Origin of the sequence: Pseudomonas citronellolis, from assembly GCF_029335315.1 — a bacterium.
Classification (GTDB): Bacteria; Pseudomonadota; Gammaproteobacteria; order Pseudomonadales; family Pseudomonadaceae; genus Pseudomonas; species Pseudomonas citronellolis_A.
Map to the genome: position 1 here is coordinate 40,853 of NZ_JARJLT010000028.1, position 15,509 is coordinate 56,361.

Annotated in this window: 17 protein-coding genes; 2 read left to right on the forward strand and 15 right to left on the reverse strand. The window is 68.3% G+C overall.

Annotated features, from left to right (window positions below; all coding sequences use genetic code 11):
- Positions 1–311: 311 nt before the first annotated feature.
- From P3W75_RS02140 to P3W75_RS02150, 3 genes are read right to left on the reverse strand one after another with little or no spacing between them, the layout of a single operon-like run.
- Entirely contained in the window at positions 312–1,634 is a 1,323-nt protein-coding gene (locus tag P3W75_RS02140; protein ID WP_276225722.1) for a TRAP transporter large permease, read from the reverse strand.
- On the reverse strand, positions 1,631–2,167 hold the full coding sequence (locus P3W75_RS02145; RefSeq protein ID WP_276225723.1) for a TRAP transporter small permease: 537 nt from the start codon (positions 2,165–2,167) through the stop codon (positions 1,631–1,633). The genes P3W75_RS02140 and P3W75_RS02145 overlap by 4 nt, the downstream gene beginning before the upstream one ends.
- 11 nt (positions 2,168–2,178) lie before the next feature.
- Positions 2,179–3,210: a TRAP transporter substrate-binding protein gene (locus P3W75_RS02150; protein WP_276225724.1), complete on the reverse strand. Its 1,032-nt coding sequence runs from the start codon at positions 3,208–3,210 to the stop codon at positions 2,179–2,181.
- A gap of 346 nt (positions 3,211–3,556) precedes the next feature.
- On the opposite strand from P3W75_RS02150, the gene P3W75_RS02155 reads away from it, so the two are divergent.
- Positions 3,557–4,816, forward strand: coding sequence for an OprD family porin (locus P3W75_RS02155; protein WP_276225725.1), 1,260 nt, complete (start codon positions 3,557–3,559; stop codon positions 4,814–4,816).
- Between the two features lie 107 nt (positions 4,817–4,923).
- On the opposite strand, the gene flhB is transcribed toward P3W75_RS02155, so the two are convergent.
- The 12 genes from flhB to P3W75_RS02215 all read right to left on the reverse strand — a co-directional run bounded on the left by flhB (position 4,924) and on the right by P3W75_RS02215 (position 14,448).
- Positions 4,924–6,060 carry a flagellar biosynthesis protein FlhB gene (gene flhB / locus P3W75_RS02160; protein ID WP_276225726.1) on the reverse strand — a complete coding sequence of 379 codons (1,137 nt, stop codon included), beginning with the start codon at positions 6,058–6,060 and terminating at the stop codon, positions 4,924–4,926.
- Positions 6,060–6,836 carry a flagellar biosynthetic protein FliR gene (fliR, locus tag P3W75_RS02165; RefSeq protein WP_276225727.1) on the reverse strand — a complete coding sequence of 259 codons (777 nt, stop codon included), beginning with the start codon at positions 6,834–6,836 and terminating at the stop codon, positions 6,060–6,062. Before fliR ends, flhB begins: the two co-directional genes overlap by 1 nt.
- On the reverse strand, positions 6,836–7,105 hold the full coding sequence (gene fliQ, locus P3W75_RS02170) for a flagellar biosynthesis protein FliQ (RefSeq protein ID WP_276225728.1): 270 nt from the start codon (positions 7,103–7,105) through the stop codon (positions 6,836–6,838). Before fliQ ends, fliR begins: the two co-directional genes overlap by 1 nt.
- Positions 7,106–7,124: 19 nt before the next feature.
- Complete coding sequence (fliP, locus tag P3W75_RS02175; protein WP_276225729.1) at positions 7,125–7,904, reverse strand: flagellar type III secretion system pore protein FliP; 780 nt, start codon at positions 7,902–7,904, stop codon at positions 7,125–7,127.
- Positions 7,901–8,383 (reverse strand): flagellar biosynthetic protein FliO, encoded by a 483-nt coding sequence (gene fliO / locus P3W75_RS02180; RefSeq protein ID WP_276225738.1) that lies wholly within the window; start codon positions 8,381–8,383, stop codon positions 7,901–7,903. The genes fliP and fliO overlap by 4 nt, the downstream gene beginning before the upstream one ends.
- A gap of 2 nt (positions 8,384–8,385) precedes the next feature.
- The gene (fliN, locus tag P3W75_RS02185; RefSeq protein ID WP_276225730.1) at positions 8,386–8,853 is read right to left on the reverse strand and encodes a flagellar motor switch protein FliN; all 468 of its coding nucleotides are present in this window, start codon (positions 8,851–8,853) and stop codon (positions 8,386–8,388) included.
- Positions 8,854–8,877: 24 nt separating this feature from the next.
- Positions 8,878–9,849, reverse strand: coding sequence for a flagellar motor switch protein FliM (fliM, locus tag P3W75_RS02190; protein ID WP_276225731.1), 972 nt, complete (start codon positions 9,847–9,849; stop codon positions 8,878–8,880).
- Between the two features lie 9 nt (positions 9,850–9,858).
- Positions 9,859–10,371, reverse strand: a complete 513-nt coding sequence (fliL, locus tag P3W75_RS02195) for a flagellar basal body-associated protein FliL (protein WP_276225732.1) — start codon at positions 10,369–10,371, stop codon at positions 9,859–9,861.
- A gap of 262 nt (positions 10,372–10,633) precedes the next feature.
- Positions 10,634–11,944: a flagellar hook-length control protein FliK gene (locus tag P3W75_RS02200; protein WP_276225733.1), complete on the reverse strand. Its 1,311-nt coding sequence runs from the start codon at positions 11,942–11,944 to the stop codon at positions 10,634–10,636.
- An 82-nt stretch (positions 11,945–12,026) separates the two neighbouring features.
- Entirely contained in the window at positions 12,027–12,377 is a 351-nt protein-coding gene (locus P3W75_RS02205; protein WP_276225734.1) for an Hpt domain-containing protein, read from the reverse strand.
- Between the two features lie 51 nt (positions 12,378–12,428).
- A complete protein-coding gene (locus P3W75_RS02210; RefSeq protein ID WP_276225735.1) occupies positions 12,429–14,129 on the reverse strand; it encodes an ATP-binding SpoIIE family protein phosphatase in 1,701 nt (566 codons plus the stop codon).
- A gap of 13 nt (positions 14,130–14,142) precedes the next feature.
- Positions 14,143–14,448 (reverse strand): STAS domain-containing protein, encoded by a 306-nt coding sequence (locus P3W75_RS02215; RefSeq protein WP_276225736.1) that lies wholly within the window; start codon positions 14,446–14,448, stop codon positions 14,143–14,145.
- Between the two features lie 218 nt (positions 14,449–14,666).
- Here P3W75_RS02215 and P3W75_RS02220 point away from each other — a divergent pair, with 218 nt between their 5' ends.
- Positions 14,667–15,383, forward strand: coding sequence for a TorF family putative porin (locus P3W75_RS02220; protein WP_276225737.1), 717 nt, complete (start codon positions 14,667–14,669; stop codon positions 15,381–15,383).
- The last annotated feature ends 126 nt before the right edge of the window (positions 15,384–15,509 follow it).

The following is a 15,509-nucleotide window of genomic DNA, read 5'->3' on the forward strand; positions in this document are numbered from 1 at the left end:
TGGATGTCGCGCGAGCCCCGATCTGTACAGGGACGTACAGTCGTGGGGGGGACGCCTAGTTCGTGCCTCCGTGGCGGGGGAGTTCGCGAGGGAAGCCCGGCTTGCCGGGCCCGGATGCCGGGGCAAGCGTTTTGGTTACTTTTTGCGGGGCCGGCCTTCCGGCGTTTGCAAAAGTGACTCGCCCGAGGGGGCGAAACAAGAAACATCCGAGCACTCATAAGCGGCGCGCTACACCAAGCCCAAAACGAGAAGTCGCTGGGTCCCCGCGTTCGCGGGGATGACACATGGAAGGACGGGGTGAGAGGCCAAGCTCAGAGGCTCAGCAAGCACAGCGACACCCCCGGCACCAGCACCAGCAACACGATCCGCAACAGGTCCGAGGCCAGGAACGGCAGCACGCCCTTGGCGGTTTCCAGGTACGGCACGTCCTTGGCCAGCTTGTTGACGATGAACAGGTTCATCCCCAGCGGCGGGTGGATCAGGCCGATCTCTACCACCATCAGCGCCAGGATGCCGAACCAGATCGACTTCTCCCCTTCGCTCAGGCCGTAGAACTCCAGGCCCATGATCATCGGGTAGAAGATCGGGATGGTCAGCAGGATCATCGCCAGCGAGTCCATCACGCAGCCCAGCAGCAGGTATATCAGCAGGATCGCCGCCAGCACCAGCAACGGCGCCAGGCCGCTGTCGCGAACCCAGCTGGCCAGCTCCACCGGCATCTGCGTCAGGGCCAGGCCGGAGTTGAGCAGGTCGGCGCCGAGCAGCACCAGGAAGATCATCGCGCTGGCCTCGGCGGTGCCGCTCAGGCTCTTGCCCAGGCCGTCCCAGCGCATGCCGCCCTTGCACACCGCCATCAGCCCGCAGGCCGCCGCGCCGATCGACGCCGCCTCGGTGGGGTTGGCCCAGCCGCCGTAGATGCCGACGATCACCACCAGGAAAATCGCCAGGATCGGTAGCACCTGCAGCAGCGCCGCCAGGCGCTCGCGGCCGCTGGCCTTCGGCGCCGGCTGGCAGGCGTGCGGGTCGCGGGCGACCTGGATGCGAATCACCAGCAGGTAGCCGAGCACCGCCACCAGCGCCGGCAGCATGGCGGCGACGAACAGCTTGGCGATGGATTCCTGGGTCAGCACCGCGTAGATGATCAGCGGCACCGACGGCGGGATGAGGATGCCCAGGGTGCCGCCGGCGGCCACCGCGCCGGTGGCCAGGCGCCCGGAGTATTTGTGCCGGGCCAGCTCCGGCAGGGCCACCTGGCCCATGGTCGCGGCGGTGGCCAGGGACGAGCCACAGATCGCCCCGAAGCCGGCGCAGGCGCCCACCGCCGACAGCGCCAGGCCGCCGCGCCAGTGGCCGATGAAGGCCGCGGCGCAGCGGAACAGCGTGCGCGACAGGCCGCCGTGGGTGGCGAACTGGCCCATCAGGACGAACAGCGGGATCACCGCCAGGTCGTAGTTGGACAGCCGCGCGTAGGCCAGGTTGTTGAGGGTGTAGAGCAGCGCGTCGAGCTCGCCCCGGTTGACCACCAGGAAGCACGCCGCGCCGCCGAGGAACATCGCCACGCCCACCTGCACGCGCAGCACCAGCAACGCCAGCAGGCCGGCGAACATCCACAGGCCCAGGGCCATTCCGCTCATCGTCCGGCTCCTTCTTCGACCAGCGCCAGCAGGCTCCGGCACAGCGCGCACAGGCCCAGCAGCGCCAGGCTCGGCACCACCAGGGCCAGGGGAATCCAGTGCGGCAGCGCCAGCAGGGTGCTGCTGTCCTGGTTGGCGTGGGCCTCCAGCGCCTGCAGCGCGGTGCGCCAGGCGAGCACCCCGGCGACCAGGGCGAACAGCAGGTGCGCCAGGGCGTCGAGGGCGCGGCGCGCGGCCAGCGGCATCCAGTTGGAAAACATCTCCACGCGGATGTGGTTGTTACGGATTTCGCACAGCGGCAGGAAGGCCGCGATGGCCACCGCCGCGCCCATTTCCAGCAGTTCCATGTCGCCGGTGATCGGCGCCGACCACAGCTTGCGGCCGACGATGGAGACCAGCGACATCCCCACCAGCGCCAGCAGCAGCGCGCCGCCGAGGTAGGCGAAGCCCAGCGCCAGGGCGTCCAGCAGGCGCAACGGCGGGCCCATGGGGCGCGCGGCCCCGGCGTCTTCCAGGGGCAACAGATCGCTCATGTCCGTCGCTCCTACATCTGCACGCCGTTGGCCTGCGACAGCTCGCGCAGCTGCCGGGCCAGCTCGGCGCCGGGCAGGCCCTTGCGCTCGGCGTCGGCCACCCACTCGGCGCTGACCCGCTCGCCGGTCTCACGCAGGCGCTGGTAGGCCGGCGGCGCGAAGTTGGCGACGCTGTCGGCGGGAACCCTCTCGCGGGCGCGGCGCAACTCGGCGTCCCAAGCCTCGCCGAAGCGCCGCACCAGGGCGTCGCCGCTGTTGCGGTCGAGGATCGCCTTGAGGTCGTCGGGCAGGCGCTCGTAGCTGCGCGGGTTCATCAGCATGCCGAGCAGAGTGATGGAGAAGGTCGGCCGGCCCTCGGGCACGTCGGTGTGGCGGCGGGTGACCTCGTCGAGCTTGAGCGCCGGAATCAGCTCCCAGCTGGCCAGCGCGCCGTCGATCACGCCCTTGGACAGAGATTCGGTGAGCTGCGCCGCCGGCATGCTCACCGGTGCGGCGCCGAGGCCGGCGACCAGGCGCGCGCTCATCCGCGACGAGGCGCGCAGCTTCAGGCCCTTGAAGTCCTCCGGCTCACCCACGGCCTTGCCGGTGGTGTGCAGCTGCATGCCGCCGTCGCTGTGCAGGGCCAGCACCCGGTAGCCCTTGTAGTCGTCCTGCAGGGCCTGGCGGTAGAACTGCCAGACGATGCTCGAGGCCTGCACGCCATTGGCCGGCAGCATGAACGGCAACTCCACCGCCTCGCTGCGCGGGAAGCGCCCCGGCGAATAGCCCGGCGCGGTCCAGACGATATCCACCACGCCGTTGCGCACCTGGTCGGGCAATTGCGCCGGGGTGCCGCCGAGCTGCATCGAAGGGTAGATCTGGCACTGGATGCGCTGCTCCGACTCGCGCGCCAGGGTCTCGCACCAGGGCTGGATGACGTGCTGCTGGGCGTTGGAGCTGGCCGGCAGGAAGTGCGCGATCTTCAGCGTGACGCGCTCCGCCGCGGTGGCGGGAGCCAGGCTGCCACAGGCCAGCAGCAGGGCCAGGAGGGAGGGTCTGTACATGGGCGTACCTCGTTGTCGTTCTTGTTGTGGGCCGGCGCCAGGCGATGGTCGGGCGCGGCGGGGCGAGGCACATAGTTAACACTTTAACGATATTTCGCCGAGGGCCATCCCGGCATTCACGCCCGAGGCTTTGTATCAATATGTTAACGAAATTACGGAAATCCAGACGCCGTGAGCTTGGCCAGCAGGGCCGCCCAATAGACACATCGCTTGCGGAAAAGCCTGTGAGCCAGGTAGGACAAGTCCCAGCTACACCCACATATAGTTAATAAGTTAATCATGTGATAAAACCCCTCCCTCACGCCCCGACGAGGGCGCAGAACAAGAACAACAAAGGGGAACCAGCATGTCCGCCAAACAACCTCGAAAGCGTCTCTCACCCCGCTGCTGGCTGCTCGCCGGCGGCCTCCTGCCGCTGGCCTGCGAGGCCGGTTTCATCGATGACAGCGGCGCCCGCCTCGACCTGCGCAACTTCTACCAGCTGCGCGACTACCGCCAGGACAACGCCACGCAGTCGCAAGCCGGGAACTGGTCCCAGGCCTTCGTCCTGCGCCTGCAATCGGGTTTTACCGAGGGGCCGATCGGCTTCGGCCTCGACGCCACCGGGCTGCTCGGCGTGAAGCTGGATTCCGGGCGCGGGCGCAGCGGCGACGGCACCCTGCCCTTCGGGCCGAACTCGCGCGAGCCGGCGGACGACTTCAGCCACGCCGGGCTGACCGCCAAGCTGCGCTACTCGAAGACGCAGCTGCACATCGGCCTGCTGGAACCGCAGCTGCCGGTGGTGTTCCGCGACGACGTGCGGCTGCTGCCGCAGACCTTCGACGGCGCGCTGCTGACCTCCAACGAGATCGACAGGCTGACGCTCACCGCCGGCCAGCTGTGGAAGTCCCGCACGCGCGAGTCGTCGGGCAACGACGACATGTACATCATGGGCCGCAGCAAGGCCTTCGCCAGCGACGAGTTCAACCTCGCCGGCGCCAGCTACGCCTTCACCCCGAACCTGAGCGCCAGCTACTACTACGGCGAGCTGAAGGACATCTACCAGCAGCACTACTACGGCCTGCTGCACACCTTGCCGCTGGCCGAGGGCCTGTCGCTGCGCAGCGACCTGCGCTACTTCGACAGCGACGCCGACGGCAAGGCCATCTCCGGCCCGGTGGACAACCGCAACCTGAGCCTGATGTTCACCCTGCGCGCCGGCGCCCATGCCGTCGGCGTGGCCTACCAGAAGATGCTCGGCGACGACGGCTTCCCCACCCTCAACGGCTACACCCCGCCCTACTCGCACAACCTGATGACCATCCAGACCTTCACCCAGCCGGGCGAGAAGTCCTGGCAGCTGCGCTACGACTATGACTTCGCGGCCCTCGGCGTGCCCGGCCTGAGCTTCATGACCCGCTACGCCAAGGGCACCGACATCGACCGCGGCGCCGGCCGCGCGGACGGCCACGAGTACGAGCGCGACAGCGACCTCGCCTACACCCTGCAGGACGGGGCGCTGAAGGGGTTGTCGCTGCGTTGGCGCAACGTCACGGTGCGCAGCAGCCATGGGGCGGACATGGACGAGAACCGCCTGATCGCCAACTACACGGTGAAGTTCTGGTAGTGGGGAATGGCGCGCGCCGCACGAAGGCGCTGGATAGGAGCGGACGGTAGGAGCGCGCCATGCGCGCGAATCGCGGGCATGGCCCGCTCCTACGGGGGTGTGGAGGGCTACTCGTCGCGGCGCAGGTCCGGCGGGATCGGCACGTTCGGCATCGGCCCCGGGCGCTTGCCCTTGCCGGCGCGGAACTGCTTGAGCTGGTAGACGTAGGCCAGCACCTGGGCCACCGCCAGGTACAGCCCGGCGGGGATTTCCTGGTCCAGCTCGGTGGAGTAGTAGACCGCCCGCGCCAGCGCCGGCGACTCCAGCACCGTCACCTTGTGCTCCTGGGCCACCTCGCGGATCTTCAGGGCGAGGAAGTCGTTGCCCTTGGCCAGCAGCTTGGGCGCACCGCCGGCGGCGGCGTCGTACTTCAGCGCCACGGCGAAGTGGGTCGGGTTGGTGATGACCACGTCGGCGTCGGGCACCGCCTGCATCATCCGCCGCTGCGCCATTTCCCGCTGCAGGCGGCGGACCTTGGCCTTGACCTCGGGCTTGCCCTCGGAGTCCTTGTACTCGTCGCGCACTTCCTGCTTGGTCATCAGCAGCTTCTGGCGGTTGTCCCAGAGCTGGTAGGGCACGTCCACCGCGGCGATCAGGAACAGGCTGCAGGCCATCCAGAAGGCGCTCCAGCCCACCACCTTGACGCTCTCCACGATGGCCGTCTGCAACGGCTGGTGCAGCAACGCCAGCAGCGCGTCCTTGTCCGAGCGCAGCACCAGCACGGCCACCGCCAGCACCACCACGAACTTGATCAGGGCCTTGAACAGCTCCAGCACGGCCTTGGCCGAGAACATCCGCTTGAGCCCCTCCAGCGGGTTCATCCGGCTGAACTTGGGCGCCAGCGCCTCGCCGGAGAACAGCCAGCCGCCGAGGCCGATGGGGCCGACGATGGAGGCGATGAGCAGCACCACCAGGATCGGCCAGAGCCCCTCCGCGGCGCTGCGCGCGGCGATGCCGAGCAGCTGGAACATGCTCTCGCTGTTCATCGCCGTCTCGCGGGACAGTTCGAAGCTGCCGCGCATCACCTGCATCAGCACGTCGGCCAGGTGCGCGCCATAGACCAGCAGCGCGCCGGCCCCGGCGATCAGCACGGCGAGCGTGTTGAGCTCCTTGGAACGCGGCAGCTGGCCTTTCTCGCGGGCCTCTCGGCGCCGCTTCTCTGTAGGTTCCTCTGTCTTGTCCTGACCGCTCTCGCTTTCCGCCATCAGCGCGCTCCCACGAGTTCGCGGAGCAGCTGCAGGGCCTGCTGTACCAGGTCCTGGTACTGCGAGAGGATTTCGGCGGTGCCGATCCAGACGATGACGAAGCCCATCACCAGGGTCAGCGGGAAGCCGATGGAGAAGATGTTCAGTTGCGGCGCGGCGCGGGTCATGGCGCCGAAGGCGAGGTTCACCACCAGCAGCGCGGTGACCGCCGGCAGCGCGATCAGCAGCCCGGCGCCAAGCACCCAGCCGAGCTTGCCGGCCACGGTGTAGAGGTGTTCGGAGGACAGCGCCTGGCCCACCGGCAGGGTGACGAAGCTTTCCGCGATCACCTCGAACACCACCAGGTGGCCGTTCATGGCGAGGAACAGCAGGGTCACCAGCAGGCTGAAGAACTGCCCCATCACCGGCACCGAGATGCCGTTGGCCGGGTCCACGGTGGAGGCGAAGCCCAGGCCCATCTGCATCGACAGCAACTGCCCGGCGACCACGAAGACGTGGAACATCAGCTGCAGGGTGAAGCCGAGCATGGCGCCGACCAGGATCTGCTCGGCCACCAGCACCCAGGCGCGCAGGCTCAGGGCGTCCACCTGCGGCATCGGCGGCAGGTTCGGCACCAGCACCACGCAGATGGCCAGGCTCAGGTACAGGCGCACCCGCGCCGGCACCATCTGGTTGCTGAAGATCGGCATGGTCATCAACAGCGCGCCGATACGGCAGAACGGCAGCATGAAGCTGCCGATCCAGGCGCCGATCTGCGCGTTGCTCAGTTCGAGCATCAGCCGATCAACGTCGGGATGCTGGCGATCAGGCCCTGGGTGTACTCCATCAGCTCGCGCAGCAGCCAGGGGCCCAGGGTGATCAGGGTGAGCAGCACCACCAGCATGCGCGGCAGGAAGCTCAGGGTCTGCTCGTTGATCTGCGTGGCGGCCTGGAACATGGCCACCACCAGGCCCACCAGCAGGCTCGGCAGGACCAGGATGGCGACCATCATGGCGGTCAGCCAGAGCGCCTGGCGGAACAGGTCGACTGCGACTTCAGGGGTCATGGCGCGCCCTCCTCTTGCGTCAAACGGTGCCGAAGCTGCCGGCCAGGGTGCCGATGATCAGCGCCCAGCCGTCGATCAGCACGAACAGCATGATCTTGAACGGCAGCGAGATGATCAGCGGCGACAGCATCATCATGCCCATCGCCATCAGCACGCTGGACACCACCAGGTCGATGATCAGGAACGGAATGAAGATCATGAAGCCGATCTGGAACGCGGTCTTCAGCTCCGAGGTGACGAACGCCGGGACCAGGATGGTCAGCGGCGTGGCGTCGGCGCTGGCGATGTCGGTGCGCTTGGACAGGCGCACGAACAGGTCCAGGTCGGATTGCCGGGTCTGCCCCAGCATGAACGCCTTCAGCGGCACCTGGGCGCGGGTCAGCGCCTCCTGCGCGGGAATCTGCTCGTTCAGGTAGGGCTGCAGCGCGGTGCTGTTGACCCGGTCGAACACCGGCGCCATGACGAACAGCGTGAGGAACAGCGCGAGGCCGGTGAGAATCTGGTTCGACGGCGTGGTCTGCAGGCCCAGCGCCTGGCGCAGGATGGCGAAGACGATGATGATCCGGGTGAAGCTGGTCATCAGCATGACGAACGCCGGGATGAAGCTCAGCGCCGTCATGATCAGCAGGATCTGCAGGCTGACCGAATACTCCTGCTGGCCCTGCGGATTGGTGGTCACGGTGATCGCCGAGATCTGCAGCGGATCGGCGGCGAAGGCCTGGGGCGCGAGCAGCGCCAGCAGCATGGCCAGCAGCGGCAGGCAACGGCGCAGGGCCTGCGGGATGACGCTCGGACTCATTGCGGACGGCCCTTGTCCTTGTTCAGCAGTTCCAGCAGGCGCTGGGCGAATTCCGGCGCGGCCGGCTGGGCGCCCTCCTCGACGCCGCGCACCGGCTCCTTGAGCACGTGCAGCGGGGTGATGCGTCCGGGGGTCAGGCCGAGGAGGATCTGTTCCTCGCCGACCTGCACCAGCAGCAGGCGGTCGCGCGGGCTCAGGGCCTGGCTGGCCACCAGCTTGATCGCCTGGTTACTGCGCGGACCGATCTGCTGCACGCGGCGCACCAGCCAGGCGAGCAGGAAGATCAGCGCCACCACCAGCACCAGGCCGAACAGCAGCTGCAGCAGCTGGGCGCCGGCGCTGCCGGTGATCAGGCTGGGCGAGGCGCTGGCGTGGACGATGGCCGGCGCTACCGGCGCGGCCTCTTCCTCGGCGGCCAAGGCCTGCGACAGCAGCCCGGCCAGTGGCAGGGCGCAGAACAGCGCGAACGGGCGGGCCATCATCAGCGCAGCTTCTTGATGCGTTCGCTCGGGCTGATCACGTCGGTCAGACGGATGCCGAACTTCTCGTTGACCACCACCACCTCGCCGTGGGCGATCAGGGTGCCGTTGACCAGCACGTCCAGCGGCTCGCCGGCCAGGCGGTCGAGCTCGATCACCGAGCCCTGGTTGAGCTGCAGCAGGTTGCGGATGGTGATGTCGGTGTTGCCGACCTCCATGGAGATGGTCACCGGGATGTCGAGGATGACGTCCAGGTTCGGCCCTTCCAGGCCGGCGATGGTCGGCGCGCGCGGGGTCATGCCGAACTCTTCCATGGGCGCGCGCGGCGCCGCCGGGGTGGCCGCCGCGCCGCCCTGGGCCATCAGCGCGTCGATGTCGTCCTGGCTGGCGTCGCCCGCCTCGGACAGGGCCGCGGCCCACTCGTCGGCCAGCGCCTGCTCCTCGGGGGTCACTTTGTCTTCATCTGTCATTGTCGGTTCCTCTGGTGGATTCGCTCAGCGCGGGCGCTCGAGCGGATCGAGAATCTGGAAGGCCAGGTTGCCCTTGTGCGAGCCCAGCTTGACCTTGAACGAGGGCACGCCGTTGGCGCGCATCACCATGTGCTCGGGCATCTCCACCGGGATCACGTCGCCCGGCTGCATGTGCAGGATGTCGCGCAGGCGCAGCTGGCGGCGCACCACGGTGGCGTCCATCGGCACCTTGACGTCGAGGATGTCCTCGCGCAGGGCGTTGAGCCAGCGCTCGTCCTGGTCGTCGACGTCGGACTGGAAGCCGGCGTCGAGCATCTCGCGGATCGGCTCGATCATCGCGTAGGGAATGGTGATGTGCAGGTCGCCGCCACCGCCGTCCAGCTCGATGTGGAAGGTCGACACCACCACCACTTCGCTGGGGCTGACGATGTTCGCCATGGCCGGGTTCACTTCCGAGTTGACGTACTCGAAGGTGATCGGCAGCACCGCGTTCCAGGCCTCGGCCAGGTCGACGAAGGCCTGCTCGATGACCATGCGCACCACCCGCAGCTCGGTGGGGGTGAACTCGCGGCCCTCGATCTTGGCGTGGCGGCCGTCGCCGCCGAAGAAGTTGTCCACCAGCTTGAACACCAGCTTGGCGTCGAGGATGAACAGCGCGGTGCCGCGCAGCGGCTTCATCTTCACCAGGTTGAGGCTGGTGGGCACGTACAGCGAGTGCACGTACTCGCCGAACTTCATCACCTGCACGCCGCCCACGGCGACGTCGGCCGAGCGCCGCAGCAGGTTGAACATGCTGATGCGGGTGTAGCGGGCGAAGCGCTCGTTGATCATTTCCAGGGTCGGCATGCGCCCGCGGACGATGCGGTCCTGGCTGGTCAGGTCATAGGACTTGACCGCCGTAGGATCGGAATCGGCTTCGGTTTCCACCAGGCCGTCGTCGACGCCGTGCAGCAGCGCGTCGATTTCGTCCTGGGAGAGCAGATCTTGTACAGCCATGGCGGCTACCTACTGGAGTACGAAATTGGTGAAAAGCACCTGTTCCACCGTCAACTGACCGGTGGCCTTCTTCGCCAGTTCCTGCAGGCTGGCGGTGGCCTGCTGGCGCAGCATCTCCTTGCCCACGGGCGTGGTCAGCGCATCGAAATTCTGGCTGGAAAACAGCATCACCAGCTGATTGCGGACCAGCGGCATCTGTTCGTGCAGGGCGTCGAGCTGGGCCTGGTCGCGGCCCATCAGCGCCACGGCGACCTGCAGGTAACGCTGCCGCCCGCCCTGATTGAAGTTGACCACGAAGGCCGGCGCCAGCACGTCGTAGAGCGCCGGTTTCTTGCCGCTGCTGGCTTCGGCCACCGGCGCCTCGGCCGGCTTCGCACCGCGGCTGAGGAAGAACCAGGTGCCGCCCACCGAAGCCCCGACCGCCAGCAGCAGGCCCAGGACCAGGATGATGATGAGCTTGAGCCGGCCCTTGCCGGCGCCGCCCTCGGCGGGTGGAGTGGTCTGCTGATCGTTCTTAGCCATGCCAGAAATCCGTCACTTGCGCGGTCCGATGCCTGTCCTGAAGGACAGGAGCAAGGGCTGTGCCAGGTCCGCAGACCGGGCCGCCGCGGCGGATATTACAGGCTGCCGATGAGCGGAGCGAGGGGCGGTACAGGATTCGCCATTTGCCCCGGGGGTATCGGCGGATAACCGCGAACGGTTATTCGCCCTACGCCCTGGTCAGACCTGGCGTAGGGCGCATAACGCCTACGGCGTTATGCGCCGTTCGGCCCCGGCGCATCGGCTACGCGTAGTAATCCACCATCCCCAGCCCACCCAGCTGCGGCCGCGCGCGGATTTCGCTGACGCCGCTGAGCGTCGGCTCGTCCTCGCCGCTGTCGCGCCCGCTGGCCCCGGCGCCGCGGCCGTTGCCCTGTTGCTGGCCCTGGCCCTGCCAGCCGCGCGCCAGCGACTGGTCGGAGACGTTGACGTTGACCTGGTTCATACCCTGCTGCCCGAGCATGTCGCGCAGGCGCTGCTGCTGGCTGTCCAGCGCCTCACGGACGCCGGCGTTGGCGCTGGCGAAGGTCACCTGGGTCTGGTCGCTGGTCATGTGGATGCGCACCTCAAGACGCCCGAGGTCGGCCGGGTCCATCTGGATATCGGCGGACTTCAGGTTCTGGCTGGACATCCACATCACCCGGTCGACCACCTGGTCGGTCCAGCCGTTCTGCTGCATGGCCACGGCCTGGCCGGGTACCTGCGGGTTGACCGGGCGGTTGGTCAGCGCCTGCTGGGTGCCGTTGAGCGCCTGGGTCAGCGACTCCAGGCGCTGGGCGAAGTTGTCGTTGCGCGCCTCGACCTTGGTCTCGCGGGCGTTCTCCGGCAGCTGCGCGGCCAGGTCGGCGGCGGCCTGCTGGCTGGCCTCGGCGGTCTTGCCGGCCTGCGCGTCCTGGCCACCGGTGAGGCCGGCGAGGATGCTGGCCATGTCCAGCTTGGCGTTGCCTTCGCCCTTGCCGTCGGTGGCCTTGACGTCGACCTCGGCCTTGCCGCTGCCGTTCAGCTGCAATTGCAGTTGCGGGGTCGCGTCGGCGCTGGCGTCGGCGTCGCTGGCGCCCGGCAACAGGTTCAGCCCCTGGGCCTGGTTGAGCTTCTGCAGGTCGCCATCGCTATTGGCCGCGTTGAGCTGCGCCTGGCCGAGCTGCACCGGGGTGTCCAGCGCCGGGGCGGGCAACTGCGCGCCCAGGCCGAGGGCCAGCAGCGGGTCGAGGCTCGGGTCCGGCGGGGCGTCGTCGCTGGCGTCGGCCGGTTTGGCCTCGGCCGGCAAGTCCTTGCCGCCATCGGCAACCTTCGGCGGGTCGCTGCCGTCGGCCGGCGCCTGGGCGGCGTCCTTGGTCGGCTCGTCGTCCTTCTCGCGCGGCTTGTCGCGGCTGGCCTTGGTGCTGGTCTGCGGGCGCTCCTTGACCGCCGGACGCTGCTCCTGGGCATACACGTCGGCGAAGCTGGAACCCTTGTCGTTGCTGGTGCCGACCGAGTCCTGCGCGGCCTTGGACGGGGTCGTCCGGGGGCTCGGCGCGGGGGTTGGCGAAAGTAGAATGTCCGGGGCGACAGCCATCGGCGATCTCCGTGTGGTTTGCGTCGTCACGGGGAGATAGCAAGGGCCGGGCCAGGTCGCCCGGGTCGCCTACGAACGGTCGTCAACCACGCGGCAGGCGTTGTTGACGCAGGAGGATGCGGACGATGGCGAACTCGCGCTCGACCTGTTCCACCAGGCCGGCGGCCTTGGCCATGTCGCCCTGCCGGGCGGCGTCTTCCAGGCGTTTGCACAGCGCCGCCAGGGCCAGCGCGCCCATGTTCCCGCAGCTGCCCTTGAAGCTGTGCGCGGCGTGGCGCAATCCATGCCCGTCGAGTTCGGCCAGGGCTTCGTGGAGGTTGCGCAGGCGCTCCTCGGAATCGCCGATGAAGGTATCCAGCAACAGCGGAAACTCTTCCGCCATCACCTCACGCAAGGCGCTCAGTACGGCATCGTCGAGATGCGCATCGGACATTCGCTCGCTCCCAGGCCGCCCGCCGCCAGGGCCGGCGCGGGAAGCCCCGGATTATGCCTGAGCCGACCAGAAAAACTCCACGGACACCGACCTGCCGTCGGCCGACCACTGGCAACGGTCGGCCAGGCTGCGCACCAGGGTCAGGCCGCGCCCGCTGAACGCCCCCGGCGTGCAGTGCGCCTGGGCCTGGAGCACGGCGTTGACGTCGAAGCCGGCGCCGCTGTCCTCCACCCGCACCAGCAGGCGGCCGCCGTCGCCGTGGGGCGAGAGGTCGAGGTGGAAGCGCACGAAGCCGTGCTGCAGGCCGTCCAGGCGCGCGCGGCGTTCCTCGTAGTAGCGGGCGAAGCCCTGGGAGTCGCACTTGAGCCGCGAGTCCAGGCCCATCACCCCGTGTTCCAGGGCGTTGGAATACAGCTCGGCCAGCACCGTGTAGAGCGCGCCGCCGCGCGGGCGCAGGTCCTGCACCTCCATCAGCAATTGCAGGAGGAACGGCAGCGGGTTGAAGTGGCGCAGGGTCGGCGCGCGGAACTCGAAGCTGCCGGACCAGTCCTGCGGGCCGTTCAGGCCGCTGTCGGAGAACGCCAGCGGCGGGCGTTGCAGGCTGGCATCGGGCACCAGCGCCACTTCCAGCATGCTCAGGTCGTCCTGGGCCTCGCCACGGAAGCGCGCCAGCGCCTCCTTGACCCCGTCGAACAGCCGCGAGCCGTCGCCCTGGTCCTGGAACACCTCCAGCAGGCGCCGCTCGCCGAACATCTCGCCTTGCGGGTTGCGCGCCTCCAGCACGCCGTCGGAGAACAGCAGCACGCGGTCGCCGTCCTCCATCGGGAAGACTTCGCAGCGCTCGTCGAAGGCCGAAGGCTCCAGGATGCCCAGCGGCAGGTGGCGCGACACCAGCGGCTGCAGCGGGCCGCCCCGGCGGTACAGGTAGCCGTCGGGCAGGCCGCCGTTCCACACCTCCACCAGGCCGCGCTGGAAACTCAGGTTGAGCAGGGTCGCGCAGCAGAACACCCCCAGCGGCAGGATGCGTTTCAGCTTGGCGTTCATCTCGCGGAGGATGTCGCCGATCGGGTAGCCCTTGGCGGTCATGCCGTAGAACACCTCGGCCAGCGGCATGGCGCCGATCGCCGCCGGCAGGCCGTGGCCGGTGAAGTCGCCGAGCAGCACGTGCATGCCGCCGGAGGGCTTGTACGCGGCCAGCAGCAGGTCGCCGTTGAACAGCGCGAAGGGCGATTGCAGGTAGCGCACGTTCGGCGCGTTGAGGCAGCCGGAGTGGGCCACCTTGTCGAACACCGCCTTGGCCACGCGCTGTTCGTTGAGCAGGTGTTCGTTGTGCCGGGCGATCAGGTCGCGCTGCTCCAGCACCTCGCGCTGCAGGTGGTGCAGGCGGCCCATGGCGCGGATCTTGGCTTCGAGGATGACCCGGTTGTAGGGCTTGGAGAGGAAGTCGTCGCCACCGGCCTCCAGGCTCTGCACCAGGGCCTCGGTCTCGCTCAGCGAGGTGAGGAAGATGATCGGCACCAGTTCCTCGCCGGCCTGGCGGCGAATCCGCCGGGCCGCCTCGAAGCCGTCCATCACCGGCATCAGGGCGTCCATCAATACCAGCTGCGGGCGCTCCTGCTCGAACAGCGCCAGCGCCTCCAGGCCGTTGGCGGCGGTCAGCACGCGATGGCCCTGGCGGCTGACGATGGTGGACAGCAGCAGGCGGTCGGCGGCGTTGTCGTCGGCGATCAGGATGGTGAGGAAGCTGGCCATGCCGGGCCGCGTCTCAGCTGATGCGGAACAGTTGTTCGAAGTTCGAGATGGAGAGGATCTTGCGCACGTCCGGGGTGCAGTGCACCAGGCTCACCTGCGCGTGTTCGCCGCCGGCGTGGTCGCGCAGCAGCAGGAGCATGCCCAGCGCCGAGCTGTCCAGGTAGGTGGCACCCTTGAGGTCGATGACGTAGCGCTGCGGGGTGATCTCGACGCGCTCGTAGGCGTCGCGGAATTCCTGGTGCGCACCGAAATCGAAACGGCCCTGGACGACGATGGTCAGCTCCTGCCCGTCGGCCGAAGGAACGGATGTGATGGCCATGGTGGCCTCCCTGCTGAATGGACTGCGCATGGTTGGGAAGATTTAGCAGTTGGATCGCGCCCCGGCAACCTCGCCATGGCGAAGGAACCGGCGAACGGCGATCGGCCGGCGAATGGACCGCCGGTCATGAAATAGCCGGCGAATGGTCTTACCCTGTAGGACATGCGGGAAGGGGCCGCATCTTGTCAGGGAGCTGTACTCAATCCTAGGGGGGAATCATGAACGTCCATCGTCTGCTGCTGGGGGCGGCATTCTGCGCGAGCCTGAGCGCCAACGCCCAGGTGATGCAGCGCGAACTGGGTGACTTCGACCTGCGGTTCGCCACCGCGCCGACCCGCAGCATGGCCCAGGGCCTGGTCAAGCCGGGCGGCGGCGACAGCCTGCACGGCGGCCTCGACATCAGCCATGAGAGCGGCTGGTACCTCGGCGGCTGGGCGGCCAACCTCGAACCGGACAAACCCACCGAGGTCGATTCCTACGCCGGCTTCAAGCAGCCGCTGGGCCGCGACGGCCTCGGCTACGAGCTGGGCAGCATCCGCTACGTGCACCCGGAACGGCCGGACCTGGACACCCAGGACCTCTACGGCGGCCTGTCGATCTTCGGCAGCCGCCTCGGCGCGGCCTACAGCAACAGCGCCGGGCGCAGCAGCGCGACGCTGTTCGCCGACCTCGGCCTGACCCCGCCGCTGGGCTTCGACCTGACCCTGAAGTACGCCAGCTACAGCCTGGCCAACCCGGTGGGAGTGGCCGGCGGCGGCAACGTCAGCGGTTTCAACGACTGGTCGGTGAACGTCAGCCGGCCCTGGCTGGGCATCGACCTGAACCTGTCCTATAGCGGCAGCAGCCTGAGCGGGACGGACTGCAGTGCCTATTCCGGGCACAACACCTATTGCGATGGCGCGGTGACCTTCAAGGCGTCGCGGCCGTTCTTCTGACGCCCGCTCTTCGTAGGAGCGAGCTTGCTCGCGAACCTGGCCTCGGATGTTCCTCTGGATCGTAGGGCGCATAACGCCTACGGCGTTATCCGCCGTTGCCGTCAACTCCGGTGCTCGGGCCGGCGG

Bases quoted from the DNA above. Each gene is read 5' to 3' on its own strand.
- P3W75_RS02140 (WP_276225722.1), bottom strand. From the start codon at position 1,634: ATGAGCGGAATGGCCCTGGGCCTGTGGATGTTCGCCGGCCTGCTGGCG.
- P3W75_RS02145 (WP_276225723.1), bottom strand. From the start codon at position 2,167: ATGAGCGATCTGTTGCCCCTGGAAGACGCCGGGGCCGCGCGCCCCATG.
- P3W75_RS02150 (WP_276225724.1), bottom strand. From the start codon at position 3,210: ATGTACAGACCCTCCCTCCTGGCCCTGCTGCTGGCCTGTGGCAGCCTG.
- P3W75_RS02155 (WP_276225725.1), top strand. From the start codon at position 3,557: ATGTCCGCCAAACAACCTCGAAAGCGTCTCTCACCCCGCTGCTGGCTG.
- flhB (WP_276225726.1), bottom strand. From the start codon at position 6,060: ATGGCGGAAAGCGAGAGCGGTCAGGACAAGACAGAGGAACCTACAGAG.
- fliR (WP_276225727.1), bottom strand. From the start codon at position 6,836: ATGCTCGAACTGAGCAACGCGCAGATCGGCGCCTGGATCGGCAGCTTC.
- fliQ (WP_276225728.1), bottom strand. From the start codon at position 7,105: ATGACCCCTGAAGTCGCAGTCGACCTGTTCCGCCAGGCGCTCTGGCTG.
- fliP (WP_276225729.1), bottom strand. From the start codon at position 7,904: ATGAGTCCGAGCGTCATCCCGCAGGCCCTGCGCCGTTGCCTGCCGCTG.
- fliO (WP_276225738.1), bottom strand. From the start codon at position 8,383: ATGGCCCGCCCGTTCGCGCTGTTCTGCGCCCTGCCACTGGCCGGGCTG.
- fliN (WP_276225730.1), bottom strand. From the start codon at position 8,853: ATGACAGATGAAGACAAAGTGACCCCCGAGGAGCAGGCGCTGGCCGAC.
- fliM (WP_276225731.1), bottom strand. From the start codon at position 9,849: ATGGCTGTACAAGATCTGCTCTCCCAGGACGAAATCGACGCGCTGCTG.
- fliL (WP_276225732.1), bottom strand. From the start codon at position 10,371: ATGGCTAAGAACGATCAGCAGACCACTCCACCCGCCGAGGGCGGCGCC.
- P3W75_RS02200 (WP_276225733.1), bottom strand. From the start codon at position 11,944: ATGGCTGTCGCCCCGGACATTCTACTTTCGCCAACCCCCGCGCCGAGC.
- P3W75_RS02205 (WP_276225734.1), bottom strand. From the start codon at position 12,377: ATGTCCGATGCGCATCTCGACGATGCCGTACTGAGCGCCTTGCGTGAG.
- P3W75_RS02210 (WP_276225735.1), bottom strand. From the start codon at position 14,129: ATGGCCAGCTTCCTCACCATCCTGATCGCCGACGACAACGCCGCCGAC.
- P3W75_RS02215 (WP_276225736.1), bottom strand. From the start codon at position 14,448: ATGGCCATCACATCCGTTCCTTCGGCCGACGGGCAGGAGCTGACCATC.
- P3W75_RS02220 (WP_276225737.1), top strand. From the start codon at position 14,667: ATGAACGTCCATCGTCTGCTGCTGGGGGCGGCATTCTGCGCGAGCCTG.